Source organism: Oceanobacillus chungangensis, assembly GCF_003369565.1.
GTDB classification, from domain to species: Bacteria; Bacillota; Bacilli; order Bacillales; family Amphibacillaceae; genus Oceanobacillus; species Oceanobacillus chungangensis.
Map to the genome: position 1 here is coordinate 228,989 of NZ_PIOD01000002.1, position 18,350 is coordinate 247,338.

The 18,350-nt window shown below is 35.2% G+C and carries 19 protein-coding genes; 18 read left to right on the forward strand and 1 reads right to left on the reverse strand.

Annotated elements, in window-relative coordinates; all coding sequences use genetic code 11:
- Positions 1-8 precede the first annotated feature (8 nt).
- From mltG to greA, 4 genes are all read left to right on the forward strand, one after another.
- Positions 9-1,127 (forward strand): endolytic transglycosylase MltG, encoded by a 1,119-nt coding sequence (gene mltG / locus CWR45_RS02230; protein WP_115748165.1) that lies wholly within the window; start codon positions 9-11, stop codon positions 1,125-1,127.
- Between the two features lie 118 nt (positions 1,128-1,245).
- Complete coding sequence (locus tag CWR45_RS02235; protein WP_115748166.1) at positions 1,246-1,908, forward strand: O-methyltransferase; 663 nt, start codon at positions 1,246-1,248, stop codon at positions 1,906-1,908.
- The gene (gene udk, locus CWR45_RS02240; protein WP_115748167.1) at positions 1,901-2,539 is read left to right on the forward strand and encodes a uridine kinase; all 639 of its coding nucleotides are present in this window, start codon (positions 1,901-1,903) and stop codon (positions 2,537-2,539) included. Before CWR45_RS02235 ends, udk begins: the two co-directional genes overlap by 8 nt.
- Before the next feature lie 128 nt (positions 2,540-2,667).
- Complete coding sequence (greA, locus tag CWR45_RS02245; protein ID WP_115748168.1) at positions 2,668-3,144, forward strand: transcription elongation factor GreA; 477 nt, start codon at positions 2,668-2,670, stop codon at positions 3,142-3,144.
- An 84-nt stretch (positions 3,145-3,228) separates the two neighbouring features.
- Here the strand turns inward: greA and CWR45_RS02250 are convergent, their stop codons facing one another.
- A complete protein-coding gene (locus CWR45_RS02250; protein WP_170138768.1) occupies positions 3,229-4,656 on the reverse strand; it encodes a zinc ribbon domain-containing protein in 1,428 nt (475 codons plus the stop codon).
- Positions 4,657-5,235: 579 nt separating this feature from the next.
- On the opposite strand from CWR45_RS02250, the gene CWR45_RS02255 reads away from it, so the two are divergent.
- From CWR45_RS02255 to CWR45_RS02320, 14 genes are all read left to right on the forward strand, one after another.
- The gene (locus CWR45_RS02255; protein ID WP_115748170.1) at positions 5,236-6,363 is read left to right on the forward strand and encodes an AAA family ATPase; all 1,128 of its coding nucleotides are present in this window, start codon (positions 5,236-5,238) and stop codon (positions 6,361-6,363) included.
- Between the two features lie 52 nt (positions 6,364-6,415).
- Positions 6,416-7,600, forward strand: coding sequence for a TadA family conjugal transfer-associated ATPase (locus tag CWR45_RS02260; RefSeq protein ID WP_115748252.1), 1,185 nt, complete (start codon positions 6,416-6,418; stop codon positions 7,598-7,600).
- Between the two features lie 4 nt (positions 7,601-7,604).
- Positions 7,605-8,555, forward strand: a complete 951-nt coding sequence (locus CWR45_RS02265; RefSeq protein WP_115748171.1) for a type II secretion system F family protein — start codon at positions 7,605-7,607, stop codon at positions 8,553-8,555.
- Positions 8,556-8,561: 6 nt separating this feature from the next.
- On the forward strand, positions 8,562-9,428 hold the full coding sequence (locus CWR45_RS02270) for a type II secretion system F family protein (protein ID WP_115748172.1): 867 nt from the start codon (positions 8,562-8,564) through the stop codon (positions 9,426-9,428).
- A 43-nt stretch (positions 9,429-9,471) separates the two neighbouring features.
- Complete coding sequence (locus tag CWR45_RS02275) at positions 9,472-9,669, forward strand: Flp1 family type IVb pilin (protein ID WP_342770079.1); 198 nt, start codon at positions 9,472-9,474, stop codon at positions 9,667-9,669.
- 31 nt (positions 9,670-9,700) lie between these two features.
- Positions 9,701-10,318 carry a TadE/TadG family type IV pilus assembly protein gene (locus CWR45_RS02280; RefSeq protein WP_115748173.1) on the forward strand — a complete coding sequence of 206 codons (618 nt, stop codon included), beginning with the start codon at positions 9,701-9,703 and terminating at the stop codon, positions 10,316-10,318.
- Positions 10,319-10,332: 14 nt separating this feature from the next.
- A complete protein-coding gene (locus CWR45_RS02285; RefSeq protein WP_115748174.1) occupies positions 10,333-12,528 on the forward strand; it encodes a DUF5702 domain-containing protein in 2,196 nt (731 codons plus the stop codon).
- A gap of 67 nt (positions 12,529-12,595) precedes the next feature.
- The gene (locus CWR45_RS02290) at positions 12,596-13,276 is read left to right on the forward strand and encodes a hypothetical protein (protein ID WP_115748175.1); all 681 of its coding nucleotides are present in this window, start codon (positions 12,596-12,598) and stop codon (positions 13,274-13,276) included.
- Positions 13,277-13,380: 104 nt separating this feature from the next.
- A complete protein-coding gene (locus CWR45_RS02295; protein ID WP_115748176.1) occupies positions 13,381-13,983 on the forward strand; it encodes a hypothetical protein in 603 nt (200 codons plus the stop codon).
- Between the two features lie 16 nt (positions 13,984-13,999).
- On the forward strand, positions 14,000-14,641 hold the full coding sequence (locus CWR45_RS02300; protein ID WP_115748177.1) for a DUF4352 domain-containing protein: 642 nt from the start codon (positions 14,000-14,002) through the stop codon (positions 14,639-14,641).
- A gap of 69 nt (positions 14,642-14,710) precedes the next feature.
- Entirely contained in the window at positions 14,711-15,256 is a 546-nt protein-coding gene (locus tag CWR45_RS02305) for a hypothetical protein (protein ID WP_115748178.1), read from the forward strand.
- 86 nt (positions 15,257-15,342) lie between these two features.
- The gene (locus CWR45_RS02310) at positions 15,343-15,861 is read left to right on the forward strand and encodes an A24 family peptidase (protein WP_115748179.1); all 519 of its coding nucleotides are present in this window, start codon (positions 15,343-15,345) and stop codon (positions 15,859-15,861) included.
- An 18-nt stretch (positions 15,862-15,879) separates the two neighbouring features.
- Positions 15,880-17,394: a DUF6382 and FHA domain-containing protein gene (locus CWR45_RS02315; RefSeq protein ID WP_115748180.1), complete on the forward strand. Its 1,515-nt coding sequence runs from the start codon at positions 15,880-15,882 to the stop codon at positions 17,392-17,394.
- Positions 17,394-18,329: a PP2C family protein-serine/threonine phosphatase gene (locus CWR45_RS02320; RefSeq protein ID WP_170138770.1), complete on the forward strand. Its 936-nt coding sequence runs from the start codon at positions 17,394-17,396 to the stop codon at positions 18,327-18,329. Before CWR45_RS02315 ends, CWR45_RS02320 begins: the two co-directional genes overlap by 1 nt.
- Positions 18,330-18,350: the final 21 nt, after the last annotated feature.

Sequence of the window (18,350 nt, forward strand, 5' to 3'; positions counted from 1 at the left end):
GATATCGGATGTCCAAAAAAGAAACCGGCGGGAATTTTAGAGACGATCTCGTTGCACGAAGTAATGAAGCGAGAACCGTAAGAAAACTAGTGTTTACGATATTAATCGTTCTAATAATAATTCTTGCTATTGGTGGTATATTAGGGTTTCTCTATGTTAAATCTGCATTAGAGCCTGTAGATTCATCTAGTGATGAAAATATAACAGTAGAAATACCAATTGGCTCATCAAGTACAACGATTTCAGATATTCTTGAAGAAAATGGTATAATAAAAAATGGCTTGATTTTTCGTCTTTATTTAAAACTGAATAACGAAGGAGACTTCCAGGCAGGTGAGTATACCTTTACTCCAGCGCTTAGTTTAGATGAAATTATTGAATCCCTTAAGACAGGGAAGGTTATAGCTGAGCCAGTACACCGTATTACAATTCCTGAAGGCCTTACCGTTGATCAAATTGCTGGTATCTATGCAGATAAATTAGGTATTAAAAAAGAAGATTTTCTTAAGGTAGTTAATGACAAGGCGTATATTGAACAGCTTATTGATAAATATTCAACGATATTATCAGATGATATACTTAATGAAGAGATTCGAACACCATTGGAAGGTTATTTATATGCTTCTACTTATGATTTTTTTGAGGAAGAGCCAACAGTCCAATCAATTGTAGAAGCGATGCTGGATCGAACGTTAACTGTGTTAACTCCATACTTAGAAGAAATAAAGAAAAAAGAGTTTACCATTCATGAGGCTGTTACATTTGCTTCGTTAGTGGAGAAAGAAGCAAGTAATGAAGAGCAGCGGAATGAAATCTCTAGTGTATTCTATAATCGACTGGAAACCGAAATGCCTTTACAAACAGACCCAACGGTATTATATGCACTTGGAGAGCATCAAGAAAAAGTATTATATAAGGATTTAGAAGTAGATTCTCCATATAATACGTACAAAGTAAAATCATTACCAGTTGGTCCGATTGCTAATTTTTCGGAGAGTTCATTGAATGCAACACTTAATCCTGTTGATTCGGATTATCTATATTTCTTACATGATAGCGAAGGGAAAATCCACTACGCTGAAACCTATGATGAACATCTCAAGAATAGGGATAAATATATAAATTAACCAAGATTGAAGAATATTGCAGAAGAGAAAGAAAAAGCTTTCACTGCATATGCGCAACTTAGGCTGTTACCAGATGGTTTAGGTACAGCCTGAGTTTTCTAAGAAAGAGGTCTTTTAAATGGACGAGCAATTAAATCATTATTTAGAACAAAATTTGCCTGCTCAAAAAGAGTGGGTTTTACAACTTGAAGAACAGGCACTTAAGGATCAAATTCCAATCATGGATTCGGTTGGAATCAACTTTCTGATGCAATTAATTCGCATTAAGAAGCCAAATCGGATATTAGAAATCGGTACGGCGATTGGGTATTCTGCATTGAGAATGAATGAGGCCCATCCAGAAGCAGAAATTACCACAATTGAACGAGATGAGCCACGCTATAAACAGGCGCTTGAAAATATCTCGAATCAAGAGAAACAAGACACCATTCACGTTATTTTTGATGATGCCCTTGTAGTAATGGAAAATCTTATTGAAACTAGCGAGCAGTTTGATTTCATTTTTATTGATGCTGCAAAGGGTCAATATAAACGATTTTTTGAACTCGCTAGCCAACTTTTATCCGACTCTGGGTTAATCGTTACGGACAATGTACTCTTTAGAGGGTATGTTGCAAATAACGATGCAGAAAACATACCAAAACGCTACCGAAAAATGATTGAGAAATTAAGGGATTATAATACATTTATCATAAATCATCCTAATTTCACCTCTTCAATCATTCCGGTAGGGGATGGCGTTGCTATTAGTGAATATTTAGGAGGTCAGAACGTTGGTTAATGATAAGCCAGTAGTAATTGGTGTCGCTGGTGGAAGTGGTAGTGGAAAAACTTCAGTTACTCGTTCCATTTACGAACAATTTACGGACAAAACGATTCTTGTTCTTGAACAAGATTATTATTATAAAGATCAAAGTCATTTAGCATTTGAAGAAAGATTGAATACAAACTACGATCATCCATTAGCATTTGATAATGATTTGCTTATCGAGCATTTAAATGATTTATTAAACCAGAAGGCAATCGATAAGCCAGTATATGATTATAAAAATCATACAAGATCTACAGAAGTAATCCATGTAGAACCAAAGGAAGTTATTATCGTAGAGGGTATACTTATTTTAGATGATCCTAGGCTGATGGATTTAATGGATATTAAAGTATTTGTTGATACTGATGCTGATTTACGAATCATTCGCCGGTTATTGCGAGATATTAAAGAGCGGGGAAGAACCCTTGATTCCGTTATTGATCAATACCTTGACAATGTGAGACCATCCCATTTACAATTTATTGAACCAACAAAACGATATGCAGATATTATCATCCCTGAGGGTGGGCAAAATCATGTTGCAATTGATATTTTAGCATCCAAGATAGAAAGCATAATAGCAAAAAATCGAGAAAGATAATTAAAAAGTATTGATTAATTATATAAAGTCTGCCATAGTATGGAATAGTATATTTATTTAGTTTTTTATATGAGCGTGTTTACAACATCGCTCGTTTGTTTATGAAGAGTGAAAAAGGAGTGTTTTTAATGGCTGTAGAGAAAAGTTATTATATGACTCAAGAGGGGAAAGAAAAACTAGAGAAAGAATTACAATTTTTGAAAACGGATCGTAGACAAGAAGTGGTAGAGCGAATTAAAATTGCTCGTGACTTTGGTGATCTGTCTGAGAACTCAGAATATGATGCAGCGAAAGATGAACAAGCTTTCGTTGAACAACGAATTACACAAGTTGAGAAAATGATACGAAATGCAATCATTATTGAAAGTGATAATAATAATCCGAATGTAGTCTCACTAGGAAAATCTGTAACGTTTGTTGAATTGCCAGATGGCGATGAAGAAACATATACGATTGTTGGAAGTGCAGAAGCAGACCCATTTGAAGGTAAGATTTCAAATGACTCCCCAATGGCAAAAAGCTTGATTGGAAAAGAGATTGGTGAGGAAGTCGCAGTAGCAACTCCAGGTGGAGATATTCAAGTTAAAATAGTGAAAGTAGATTAAATATAAAAAGCGAGGATTTTTCCCTCGCTTTTATTTTTTAGCCTTTATCAATTATTAGAGCAAAAATCATTGATAAAATAGCTTCTATTTGATGTCATATTCCTTCCCATCTGATTCAACAATGATAAAATATTTATTTTTATATTCATCTAATAACCATTCACCCGTATCTTCATTATAGACGATGGTCATTATTCTTGATCTAGTATAATTGTCTTTTTCTGTATCTCTAAATAACCAGCCAATATTACCTTTTGGTTCATGAAATACATAATGTGCTTCTAATGTTATCCCGAACAGGCCTGACTTTTCATCGTATAATGGGTTGGAAATCTTAGAAAGATTATAAGTTGCTTTGATTAGCTCACCACTATAATTTGGTTCTTCACGTTCTACCTCAGTTAAATTCTCGGTAAACGCAGACTTTAAGTTGTTTGTGATCCTTTTATCAAGCTTTGAAGCATCTTTCTCCGTTAATGCAACATGATAGCTGGAAATCATTTCATTTAGCTGTTCCATAATCTTGTTCTGTTCTTCCTCATTAAATGCAATTAATCTATCGAAATTTACGTAATTATCACTTGTAATTACTTTTTCTTCACTTCTCACGTGTCCCCATGGATATTCCTTGTCAATTTGCAATGTAACGGATTCATCATTTGGAAATGATCCGATTACTTGTTTTCCTTCATCAAGCGTAATGTCTGATTCCTTACCATTAATGTACAATTGTGCATCAGGTACAATCGAATACACGCTTGTTTCAGCAACAGGCATATCGAATGTATGTCCAAGCGCTTCTTGATCAGTACTAAACAGGTTCAATGTTTCTTCCTCTTCTAATGTCACATATGTATTGTCAAAAACGGCTTTAGCAGAATATGCACCCGGCATATAAGGACCGAAGTTAGTATACTCCTCCGTAGCTTCCACTTCTTCATCGTTAATGTATAGCGTTACAATCTCATTTTCTTCATCTAGATTAAGTTGAATATAACCGGGAATAACGACCAACTTATAATCATCAAAAAACAGCCATTTCTTTCCATCTTTTGTAATATTAATCGTCGCATAAGTATCATCCTGATATGCTGTACCATTGCTCTGATTAGATGTTGAATTAATGAATTCAACCTGGTTATTTAATTGTCCTTTAATATCCTCAAACTCATCTTCATTATCTACTAGATAATCAATTAATCTTTTCGTATTTTCTTCTGTAATTTCAAGGGAATCAGTACTTGAATGTAATAAATCCACAAGTTGATTCGCATCCTGATTATTAACTGCATCTTCAAAAGCCGACACAACCTGCTCCGGTGAAAATCTGTCTTTACCTACGAAGAAAGCAATTATTATCGATAGTAAAATTACAGTAATAATACTAGTAAATACTATCATTATTTTCTTTGAACTTCTTTTCTTTTCATGCTGCATTTTCAGATTTGCACCACATTCTGGGCAAAATTGCGCATCTTTCTTTACGCCATGACCACAATTTTTACATTTCACTGTAACACTCCACCCTCTTTTTACAAAATAAGAATAATTATTCATATCATAACATAGGGAAATAGATTGAGAATGCAACTATTAGACTGTTTATCTAGTATTTTATATAGGATGTTAATAGGAGATAAAGAGGAATACGGTTCATTTTTCACAAATAAATGTTAATTAATTATTAAGATTGTATTACAATCCCGAAATAATTGACTGCATTATTAAATATTAGGAATATATACCCGCGCAATTCGACATATAATTTACTATATTTAGGAATTTTCTCATTAATCACTATTTTTGTCGATGTTTTTAAATTATACAAAAATTCCCTGATTTGGGTATGAAAACTTTGATGGAATCACTAAACTCGGACGTTAAAACTATTATAATTCGTATTGTTCGGTTATTGAGAATTTGGGATACCTTTATAATAATATTATCTTAATTTCAAGATAAAAATCCGTACAAAATTAGGTAAAAATAACTGTTTTCGCCTAATTCCCTTTTTTTTTGTGACAGATTTAGTAATATTATGTGAGGGAAAATTGAAATGATTAGTAACTAAGTGTAAATGGAGGTGGACAGATGAAGAAATTAAGGATTGTAGTTGCAGATGGTAATTTAGATTATGTCGAATCTTTGGCAGCCTACTTAAGAACTGCTGAAGAGTCCTCAAGATTCGTTGTTACATATTTTACAAGCAGAGAAAAATTAGAGTTTTATCTTGCTGAAGAGGAAAATATTGATATATTACTCATCAGTCCAGAGATTTATTATAACGGGTTGAAAGTGCTGCATGATACGAGTGTTATTTTCTTAGATGATGACAAGCTAACAGTTGATCGCTCAGACCAGAATTCTCTTTACCGTTATCAACGATTGGGTCAATTAGTCTCAGGCATGTTAGCTATATATTATGATCGAAACTTAACTGCTGGGAAATATTTGGCGAGAAGTAAGCAAACGCAGGTCTTATCTGTATATTCTCCAGTGGGAGGATCTGGAAAAACAGCAGTAGCAGTTAATTTATCAAAGCAGCTCGCTTTGAATAATGCAAAGGTTTTTTATTTAAATTTGGAGCTGATTAATACGACAAGCCTTTACTTCAGTTCAAATGATGATGATCCTAGTTTACAAGTATTTTATTATGTAAAGTCGGAATCGCCGTTGCTTTTATCTAAGATTGAAGCATTGAAAAAATATGATCCGTATTCTATGGTTGATTATTTCGATATCGCTATTAATGCCGAAGAATTACTTGAGTTCAATGAATCGGATGTGAAGCGATTAATTAATGGAATTGTTGAGACTGGCTCCTATGATTATATCGTTGTTGATTTAGATAGCTCATTACACGAGAGAAACATTGCTGCATTAAAAGAATGTGACCAAGTAGTATGGCCGATTACAAATGATAAGCAAAGTATGCTTAAAACCCAATCTTTTTTTAACGAAGAGGAGAAATTGGTTGGGAAGGAAAACATCATTAAAGACAAGCTGCTAATCCTTCAAAACAAATACTTGGATACAGGGATAAGAGCGACAAATGACTTCGATGTTGTGATAGATGGAAACTTACCCTTTATCGAAAATTGGTTAACAGCACAATCAAGTTCAGAAATTTTAGGAAATGATTTATTTAATCAAGAACTCCAGGGGATTATCCAATCGAAAATAATCACAGGAGGAAGGAGTGCAGCTAGCATTGGATAGTGAAGTTGTTATAAAAGATCTGATAAAACAATTACGAGAAACGCTGGATTTAATGCACTCCATAAAAAATGAAGAACTAAGAGAATATGTCGAGGTTGCAGTATTTGATTATGCAAAGGAAAACAAGCTTAAATCAGCAGAAATTAAATATTTGGTTGAACGAATTTATAATTCTTTCCGCGGATATGATGTTCTCCAGCCACTAATCGATGACAAAACAATTACCGAAATAATGATAAATAATCATGAAGAGATTTTTATTGAACGATACGGTACTACAACTCGGGTGGATATTCAGTTTGAGAGTCAGCAGAAGCTGGAAGATATTATTCAATCGATTGTTTCAAAGGTTGATAGGGTTGTAAATGAATCCTCACCAATTGTTGATGCTAGATTGCAAGATGGATCACGGGTAAATGTTGTGTTACCTCCAATTGCTTTGAAGGGACCGGTTATTACGATACGGAAGTTTCCGGAAAAGCCACTGACAATCGATGACTTAATCGCTTATGACTCGATCCCACAGGAGGCAGCAGATTTTTTGCAGCAGCTTGTTAAGGCAAAATATAATATTTTCATTGGCGGTGGGACGGGTTCAGGTAAAACAACATTCCTGAATGTATTATCGAACTTCATCCCGAGAGATGAACGTATTATTACGATTGAAGATTCAGCCGAGCTGCAAATTAAAAATGTTCCAAATTTGGTCAGCTTAGAAACGAGAAACGCAAACACAGAAGGAAAAGGGGAAATAACTATCCGTGAGCTGATTAAAACATCACTCCGAATGCGGCCGGACCGAATCATTGTCGGTGAGGTTCGTGGGGAAGAAGCATTAGACATGCTCCAGGCGATGAATACTGGGCATGATGGATCGCTCTCGACGGGGCATGCGAACTCAGTAAAGGATATGCTCAGTCGACTGGAAACAATGGTACTGAATGGTGCGAATCTACCGGTTCAAGTAATCCGGAAACAAATCAGCTCCGCAATCGATATTATGATTCATTTAATGCGGCTGCGTGACAATTCCCGAAAAGTTGTTGCAATCAGCGAGGTGTTAGGTGTTGAAGATGGTGAAGTACTGCTTAATCCTCTTTATGAGTTTGTTGAAGAAGGGGAAGACGAAGACGGTAATCTCCTCGGCTCATTACAGGCTACTGGCAATCAATTAACAAATAAATCAAAAATCCAGCTTGCAGGTGTATCAATTGATAAGGAACAGGCAAGGGGGTGATTAATTGACAGATATTGTACTGGTGATAGTTTTAGTCGGATTGGTTGGCGGGTATTTTTATTCCGTAGCAAGAAGGAAGAAAAGAGAAGCAAATCCAGAGCAAACTCCGTCCACTAAAATGGAGAAAAATACGGAATTAGAGCAATTGAAGAAGAAGCACTTCATGGAAAGGCTTCAGGAAAATGCGAAGAAAAACATCGATACTCATTTAATCAATTACGCGGAGTACCATTTATCGATAAAAGAATATTTGTTATACGCATCACTAGCAATAGTATTTTTCGGATTTGTCGGTTATTTATTTTATGAGAGCTATATCGCAGCAGTCATATTAGGCGCGCTTGGATTACTCTATCCGAAGGTCCAAAAGAAAGCATTGCTAGAAAAAAGAAAAGAAAAGTTGAAATTACAATTTAAAGAAGCGATTGCTTCACTTTCCTCCTCATTAGCGGCAGGAAGATCGATAGAAAATAGCTTTAAAGAAGTTGTAGTTGATTTGTATTTGCTCTATCCGGACCCAAATACATTCATCATTCAGGAATTCGAAGTAATTAATCGAAGAGTGGAGAATGGCGAAACGATAGAAAATGCTATCCTAGATTTTAGTATTCGCTCAGACTTAGAAGATATACAAAATTTTGCCAATGTTTTTATTACTTGTAAACGTACTGGTGGAAACCTCGTAGAAGTTATTCGTCGTACGTCAGATATTATTAGTGAGAAAATTGATATTCAGCAAGAAGTATCCGTTATGATTTCTTCTAAAAAGTTTGAATCAAAGCTAATGAGTATCGCACCACTTGCAATGATTCTCTTATTAAAAAATACAGCGGAGGAATATCTAGCTCCAATGTATTCATGGAGTACGAGTGGACCAATCATTATGACTGCATGTCTGGGACTACTTGTTTTTGCCTATAGGCTAGGTCAGCGAATTATGGATATTAAGGTGTGATGCTAAATGGTGATTGCTCTGGGAATTGGTACATTATTAATTATTGCAGTTTATTTTGGATTATCGCTAAAGGTTGGTAAAACCTATGAAGTTATCATTGCTGACTTTAAAGATAAATATCAATTGATGATTATGGCTCCAGTGTCATTGTATTTAATCGATAAATTGAAAATAATGGAACGCTTTTATAGTCAAATTGCAAAAATCCAACAGAAAATGATCAGCTTATACGGTAATCGAACTGCGTTACAGCATACGAGAATGTTTATTGCACAGCTTATTTCAATCGTACTCGTATGTATACTGGGTACCTTCTTATTCACTTTAGTTTCGGAAGGTGACCAAACCATTTTCTTTGTTGGACTTCTGTTTACCGTATTATTGCCTATCGCCATGATAAGTAAGCTATCCAATCAGGAAAAAGAGCGTAAAAACCAGATATTAACGGAATTACCAGAGGTTGTAAATAAAATTATTTTGTTAGTAAATGCGGGAGAAACGGTTCAACAGGCGTTAATCCGCTGTGTGACAACAACGAAGGATCCAAATTCTCCGTTAATTAGGGAATTAAATGAAACGGTTAATAAGATGGTGAGTAATGAACCGTTTCATCAAGTATTAAATGATTTAAGCAAAAAATGCGGAATACAGGAAATCTCAATTTTTACCACGACAATACTCTTGAATTATCGAAAAGGTGGAAACGACCTGATTATAGCACTGAGGGAATTATCCCATACGTTATGGGAAAAGCGTAAAGCTATTTCTAAAACAAAAGGGGAAGAAGCATCATCAAAGTTAGTTTTCCCGCTGATATTAATCTTTGTGGCGGTAATGATTATTGTTGGATACCCTGCGCTTACAATAATGTAACACGGGATATTTATATAAAACAGAAAATTTAGGAGGTAGTAAAATGAATATGAATACACTAACAACGGCAATAAAGAATTTTTGGAATGATGAAGAAGGGCTACAAACATTAGAATTGATGTTAATTATCGCTGTAATTGTAGTTATTGCATTATTATTCAGAGATCAAATTATCGGCTGGGTAAATGATCTTCTTAAGTTTGGTGATGGAAAAATTGGTGAGTTCCAAACAGAAAAATGATTTAGAATCAAACTAGAAAGGACTTTTGATCATGAATAACAAACTCGATTTACAGAAATTAAAAAGAGATGAGGAAGGAGCATTTACGATTGAAGCAACGATGCTATTTCCAATTATTTTAATCATAGTCCTTCTCTTTGTTTTTTTTACACTCGTAATCTATGAAAAAGTGACGATTCACTATGAGGCTAATGCGATCGCAAGTGCAATGGCCTATTCATGGAATAACAGTTCAGCAGATGTGGATACTGGTGAATTCCCTATGACAGAATATACAACAATGAATGGGGATGGCCTTTACTGGAGACTGACTGGAAATAACTTCTTAAATAAATTTGGTTTGGGAAGCGGTGGAAATGATTTAGTTGGCAAGAAGACTGGCAGAATTAGTGGTTATGATGCTGAAATTAATTTAAACCAGAGTTTTCTAATCAGTGAAATCGAAGTAAAAATTGATAAACAATTGGCACTTCCATCGTCGGTTGTGGAAATATTCGGCGGTAATACACTGACTGCAACTGCGAAACAGCCGATAACAGAGCCAGCTGAATTAATTAGAAATACGGATTTCGTAATCTATGGAACTGAGAAAATTGCCAAATATGGCAGTTACATCTTTGAGTTTATGAATAAAAATAAAGCGAAGTAGTAGGTGGGGCAAACATGAAGCGCTGTATAAAGAAATTTATACATAAATTTATAGTGGATGAGAAAGGGGCAGTCTCAATCTTCTTAATCATGATCACGCTACTACTTTTCTTTTTCAATGCAGTATTAATTGATTATGCGAGGATTATGGTTGCTGACAGACAAACAGATCAGGCAGCGAAAGTAGCGCTCAGATCAACGATGTCATCTTATAATCAGGGGTTACAGGATAAAGGCTTATTTGCATTTAATGGGGAACAAGGGGATGCTACAGCACTTTTTCAAACGGTATTTGAAAAGAATATTCAGGCTGGTGATGGAGAAGGATTTCATTTCGTTGATCTGCAAGCTGAAGAGAGTGAAATAACAACAAATCTTAATCTTGACCGGGGATTAGCGAATAAAGAAGTATTTGAACATCAAATTTTGGAGGAAATGAAGTATCAAGCACCAATTGAAATTGGTGAATCGATTTTAGAATCATTTCTCTCAATCTCTGATGAAATGGAGCAAGCATCGGTATATGTCGATATTATTAAAGAAATAGAAGACGATGTAGAGAGCAGAGAAGAGAAGCTTGATAAAGCAACAGAGTTAATTAAGGAAGCAAAGGAAAAGCTTGAAAGTATTGATACAGAAATTAACAGTACATCAGTGAGTGCATATCCGGTAGTAAATAATTTACAGGATATATTCAATGGTCATACGAAGTATTTAGATGTTTATCCAATCAATCCACCAGCTGATGATGGGGATGACGAGGAAAAAACAAATGAGGAAAAAGAGAAAGAAACAGAGGATAAACGGAAGGCAGATAATTTTAAGGGAAATGCTGCAGCATTATTAACTCGTTTAATTAATGTTTCGACTGAAGCGAAGGATAAGCTCATGGAAGCATTGGAGCTGATCAAGGAAGCGGAAACTTTGAACAACACAGTCAAAACGACAATCGATAATGCAAAGGATAGCAAGCAGGAAAGCTATCAAAATGCACAAAATGAGAATCGTGGTGACGATCTTGGGGATGACAGCGGGTTAAATAATGCAATGGATTCTGTTGATGATTACGTGTTAGATAAAGAAATGTTTACAACGCTTATTGATAAAGTGCAATCCGCAATCGATAAACTTGAATCAGATAATAATCGAACCGATGAGTTGATTCCTAAATTGGAAGAAATAAAAAAAGGTGTCGATGATGGATTCCATAGCAAACGACATAATGAATTAAGAAATGCAATTCAAGATCAAGTGAGAATCTATTATAGGGATACCTTGAACTTAATAAATGAAGCATTAGAGATACTTGAGCAAGGAAGAGCAGAATTTAAAGATGATGGTTTAGAAGAGAAAGAAGAGGAAGCGGATGATAATTTAGAAGACCTGAAAGATAAGATGGACAGTATTCAAGATGATTATGAGAATATCTCTGGTGATACAGAAACCTATCAAAAGCTAGCAGAGCGAGTTATTAAATATCATGGCGCGATTGAAGAAAATGGAGAAAAGTTTGAGCTAGAGGATCGAGAAGATACTGCGGATGATGCAATGAACTTCATTGATATGTTATTTGAAAATCTGGGAGAAAAGCTGATTTCAGCTAGAGATGAGCTCTATATTAATGAGTATGTTCTAACCCGTTTTGCTAGTCACACCTTTCCAACCGATGGGACAGCTGGATATAAATTTGAAAATAATCAAGTAGAATATATCATTTACGGTCAGGCAAGCTTTGGAGCGAATTATATGGCTGCTTTGTCGGAAATATTTGCAGTGAGGTTTGCTATAAATTTTGTAGCTGCGTTGATGGATACAAAAAATAAAGTGTTCGGACCTTATATGTGGGTAGCTGCACTTGCTAATGCTTTTGGAAAAACGATAGATAATATGAATGATATTACAAATGGAAGAAAAGTTGAATTATTTCCAGGTAAAACAAGACCACAATGGGGCTATGAGGAACACTTGAGATTATTCTTATTCGCACATCCGACAGGGAAAAAAACAGAAAGGATCATGGCAGTCATTGACCATGATACTGAAACTGATTTAACAAAGAGTTCGACATATATAAATGCAAATGCAACATCGTCCATCAGATTATGGTTCTTACCTGGATTAGCAGAAATGTTAGGTAAAACTGGAGCAATTGATGGCAGAGTAGAAGGAAATCGATACTTTATTGAAAAAGAAGTTAATTATTCTTATTAACAGATACAGTTACCTTAATAGGTAAGACATTTAGTAGACTGTATAAATTTAACTAGAGGTGAAGGAAATGAAAAAAATCTTAACATTATTAACCATTCTAATCGCAACGACACTTTTCCTGAGTGCTTGTGGAGACGAAAAGGAGCCAACTGCAGATACAACTCCTACCGAATCTCAAGATAACACAGGTGAAGATTCAGCAACAGAGGAACCAGTAGAAGATACGGAAAAAGGAACAGATTCAACGCAAGAAGATGATTCGAATACAGGTGAAGATTCAGCAACAAGTAAAAATGACTTGAATATTAATACAAAAGATCAATTGGATCTAAAGATTGGCGATACTGGGAAATTTGATACAACAATTGGTCAATTTGAAATAACATTAGATAACGCAAAACTTATTACTGACGGGTTAGACGGCGAAGTGTCACAGCTTGATGATTTAATTTTATTGGACATAACCATAAAAAATACTAGTGGTAAAACGATGCTGCTAGAAGAAATTCTTCAATCGACAGTGGTTAAAGATGATTTAGAATCAACAGGGACCTCAAATGGAGCCGAGTATTTTGATAGTGTAGAAGAATTAAAAGGTGAAATTGCTGATGGGGAAGAAATATCGGGACAATTTATTACAGATGTGTACGAAAGTGAAGAATATTATCTTGCTCAAGAGTCTGGAGCGATTGCTGCAGGTACAACAAACCAAGTAATATGGACAATTCCTGTAAGTGAGATTCAGTAAATAGAAATATTTTAACGCTTAATTGAGGTGGCAGTGTTATAAAGTAATTCAATATAGCACTGTCATAAATACATAATTATTTTGAAAAGTGGAAGGAGGATAGAATGAAAAAAGTCTTAACATTATTAATGATTCTGGTTGCAATAACATTATTTATTAGTGCGTGTGGGGATGACATGGAGCCAACTAATAATACAACTCCAGCTGAATCCGAGGATAATACTAGTGAAGAAGAATCATTTTCAAGTGAAAATGATTTAAATATTGAAGCAGAAGATCAATTAGATCTTAGAATCGGTGATAAAGGAACATTTGATACAACAATCGGACAGTTTGAAATAACATTAGACGGGGCGAAAATTATTAAAGAAAAGTTAGATGGTGAAGAGTCACAACTTGATGATTTACTATTACTAGATTTGACGGTTAAGAATATTAGTGGTGAAACAATGTTATTAGAAGACATACTTGAATCAACTATTGTAAAAGATAATTTGGAACATAGCGGTAATCATGATGCGTCTGGGTATTTTGATAGTGTAAAAGGACTGACAGGTGAAATTGCCGATGGTGAAATAATTTCTGGACAATTTATTACCGATATTAATGAAAGAGATGAGTATTATTTGGTACAGGATTCTGGAGCAGTAAGTATCGGAACCACAAACCAAGTAATGTGGACAATTCCAGCAAGTGAAGCCCAGTAAAATAGGAGGAAAAAATATGAAGCGCACTTGGATAAAATTTATCATTCTAGCTTTAATCTCCTCTACTCTACTGGTTGCTTGTAGTGGAAAGGAAGATAATAGCGAGGTAGTGAGTGGTGGTAACTCAATAACAGAAAAAGATAACTCGAACGATGAATTAGCTGAGGAAGTAAGCTTTGATAAGGATAGGGAAACTAATACAGTTTCATCCACGTCAACTATTGGCGATTTACCGGATGATCAGCTTGGTTTAGCAATTGGTGACACAGCAATTGTAAAAAGTAACTTTTCTGAACATGAAATTACTTTAAATTCTGTTGAAATTAAAGAACAAGTCGACGATACAGCTTCTGAACTAGGTAATTTTGTGATTGTTAATTTAACAGTATTAAACACTGGAGATGAAGCAGTTGCTGCTGCTGATATTTTTAGTAGCACAGACCTATCTTCGATTGACAATTCGAGCGGATTTCCTTGGTATTATATAGAAGGTGTTGCAGAAGAGTGGCCTGTAGATATTAACCCAGGAGAATCACAAACAGGTGTTTTATTATTTGATATGGAAGTCAGTGATCAATATATTTTAACCGATGGAGAGTTTTTAGAGGGATTAACCAATAAAATATCATTTGAGTTTACTAGAGAGGAAGCTAATTGATGTGTAATAGAAATTGCTAGTTACAAAGGGGTGATTCCAATAAAATTTATCAAAAAAGAAAATGGGAGTATGACATTAGAGGCTGCAATGGTTTTACCGTTTTTTATGCTTTTTATCGTATTTTTAGCGATGATTATCCGGTTGGCAATTGTGGATATGGCTTTATATCAGTCATTAGCAGAAACAAATGAGGTAGTGGTCACGCTTGCATATCCTGCTGAGTTAGCAACAACCGCAGTATCAACCATTGTGGAGGAGAAATTTGATGGATTGAGTGAGCGTGTTGATATTGACCCGCAATTGGCCAAGGATTTATTAAACGATAGTATGGAATATTTAGGTATTACAATTGACGTAAACGGCTATTTGGATAGTGTCACTCCAGGTTTAGTAGAACCAATAATTGAGGATAAGTTTTCCGGCAGATTAGGCGGCAACTTCTTTGATCCCTCCAAACTTAAGATTGATAGTATAAAAACACCAACGAGCTTTACTGGTGATGGGGCATTTTTGGAAATAAATGCAAGTTATGATATTGATATTTCTATTCCGTTTGTAGAGAAAACAATCACACTCAAAAAAACATCTTATGAAAGACTTTGGGCTGGGGCTTAATACTTGACAGGATAGAAAGCAGCAACAAAGACTCTCGCCCAAGGGTTTGGATAAATCTTGGTTTTCTAAGAGAAAGGAGGAAATAAATGCTGCAAGCGATTGATTATATTTTATTTGTTTTCTTAGTTATTGCATTTATGACTGATGTTAAATATCAAAAACTGCCGAATTGGCTGACAGCTGGAGGAATGCTTATTGGTATCGTTTATCACTTGATTACAAGTGGTGTCGAAGGCTTATTATTTTCTTTCCTCGGGTTACTTGTTGCTGGTGGTATATTTTTAATCCTTTATGTTTTCAAAGCATTGGGAGCTGGTGATGTGAAGTTATTTGCAGCCATTGGCTCGATGATAGGGATTCAATTGGTGTTGTATATGATGATGTATTCAATAGTCTTTGCAGGTCTTATTGCTATTATTATTTTATTATTTACAAAAACGTTTTTAAAGAAGATTACGAATGCGCTCTTTGCAATAATTCATTCTATTACATCAAGAAGTTTTCAGAAAATCGAGGAATTTAAAACGACGAAGGCAACTCGTTTTCCGTTTATGTATGCAGTTATTCCGGCAGTTATCACAACGTATTACTATTATTTATTTTAATTAACAGGAGGAGATCAAATGGGAAATATTTATGATTTTAGTTATAAGCATTCACATCAGAATGGTAAATCGATTATTTTTACAGAACGCGATGATAAGAAGTTAACGGCAGAAGATCTAAATGCTGTGCAATTAAAAATGATCCAATCAAATAACATCCCGCACTTGCTTAGCTTATCTATCGAAAATATCGATTTAACGATAAAAGTACATTATAAGCTCACATCTAAACAAAAAGTTACCTCATTTTTCCAAGAAAATCGTACAACGATGAGTGATTACTATCAATTATTTTTAGCAATTATTTCTACGCTGGAAGAATCGGGTTCTTATATGCTTGATCAACAGCAATTTATTTTGCAAAAAGAATTCGTCTATATCGGTGAAAAGCCTGGTGATGTGTATTTAACATATTTGCCGGTTACTGGAATGAAGCGTGAATCGACAATTGAAGAAGATATGAAGAAACTGTTAACTGATATTGCCGGTGAGGTAGAGGGCTTACAAGGAAACGAGTTTAAGAGTATCTTGAATTACATAAAGAATCCTGCCTTTGGATTATCAGGGTTAAAAAAATTACTGCTTGAGTTAATCTCACTTCGGTCGAATGTGAATCAGAATCAGGACATGTACTATAACAATCCGAATGCTAATTTTGCTGACAATGCAAATCCTGGGACGGGTCAAAATAATTATCAGCCAATCACTCCTGGTGTACACATGGAAGAAACAGTAAGTAAGTCGAAGAAAAAAGCAAAAAGAAAACTTCCGCCATTATCATCTAGAGGAAGAATTTATTTGATTATGGGGTCATTACTGGCAATTGCGTTTATCTGGAAGCTTTATGATATGTATACAAATCAAACAGTGTTAATTGCTAGCAGCTTATTAACGCTCGTTGTGCTTGTCTTCGATTATGTGTTCTGGAAAGTTTGGCGGCCAGGTATGACACCGATAAAAGACAAAGCTGAAGTGCCAAATAATAGTTCTGAAAATAAAACAGCAATGCCTAATGTTCAAATAAATAAACAACCTGTGTTCCAGCAGCAAGTGACAAAGAAGTCTGAACCATTAATTGCACAAACATCTTCTTTTATAGCGCAGAATTCCATCGCAGCTACAGCAATGGATACAACATTTCTTTCAGAAAGCAATGAGGATACCGTCTTATTAGAAGATGAAACGAATTTACATGTAGTGGAAAGTCAGCAACAACAAGTGGTTTCTGCCATTTTAGTTAGAGAATCTGCCGGTGAACAAGCGCAAACGGTTGAAATCAATGCGAATAATTTCTTAATTGGCAGAAATGAGGCATCCGTAAACTTTAAAGATGAGTCGATCGGTATCTCAAGAATTCATGCAGAAATTATTAAAATAGATGATTCAAGCTATGGATTAAAAGATTTAGGGTCAAAAAATGGCTCAAAGCTGAATGGGAATACATTGGTTCCTTATAAGATTTATGCATTGAATACGGACGATCAATTTGAATTAGGGAAGGCAATTTATACATTTAAATGGAGTCATTCATAATGAACAAAAATTGGCAGATTGGAATTGCATCACATCAAGGGACAAAAAAAGATAAAAATGAGGACTCCTATTTTCATCAAGTATCATCGGATAACGATGGGAACGAAATAGCATTGTTCGCAGTTGCCGATGGAATGGGAGGCTATCAGCTTGGAGATACTGCCAGTCAGATAGCAATCTCCTCTATTGAAGAATGGTGGGAAAAACGGAGTAAAAAAATCACAAAACGAAGAAATGCCTTGCAGCGAATTCTGATAGAAGGGGAACAGATAGTCCAGCAAATTAATAAAACGATTAAAGCAGCAAGCAGCCATACGGGAAAGAAAATGGGGACAACATTATCGCTTTTAGTGCTGTATAAAGGTGAATATGGAGTTATTCATATTGGCGATAGTCGTGTTTACCGGATGAAGGGATGGAATTATGGTCTAAAGCAGTACTTAAGTCAAAAAGGTCCACATCTGGTCGATTCACTTAACAGGATAGATGAGCAGCAAACAGAAATACTGGAATCTGAGCCAGAGTTAATGAAACTAACGGAAGACCATTCCTGGGTAGGGAAACAAGTGGAGAGTGGACAATTATCTGAAGAAGAAGCAAGAAATCATCCGAAGCGAAATGTGCTGACACAGTGTCTAGGGATTGATAATAATGTGCACCCATATATCAGCAGTGGAACATATCAATCTACTGACCTATTTTTACTTTGCAGTGATGGTTTTTACACGCTATTTTCGAATGAAGAAATCAAGAACATGTTAATTAGTTTAGAGAAGGAATACGGCAGTCTGCAGGCAATATCGGATTATCTTATTAATTTTTCTAATTTTTCCGATGCATTTGATAATGTTACACTAATGCTAGTTCGTCATCGGTTTGCTGCTTCTCAAGTAAAGACTAAACGAACACTGGCGGCCTTATTCAAGGGGATGTAGTCGGATGATAAAGAGGTGTGA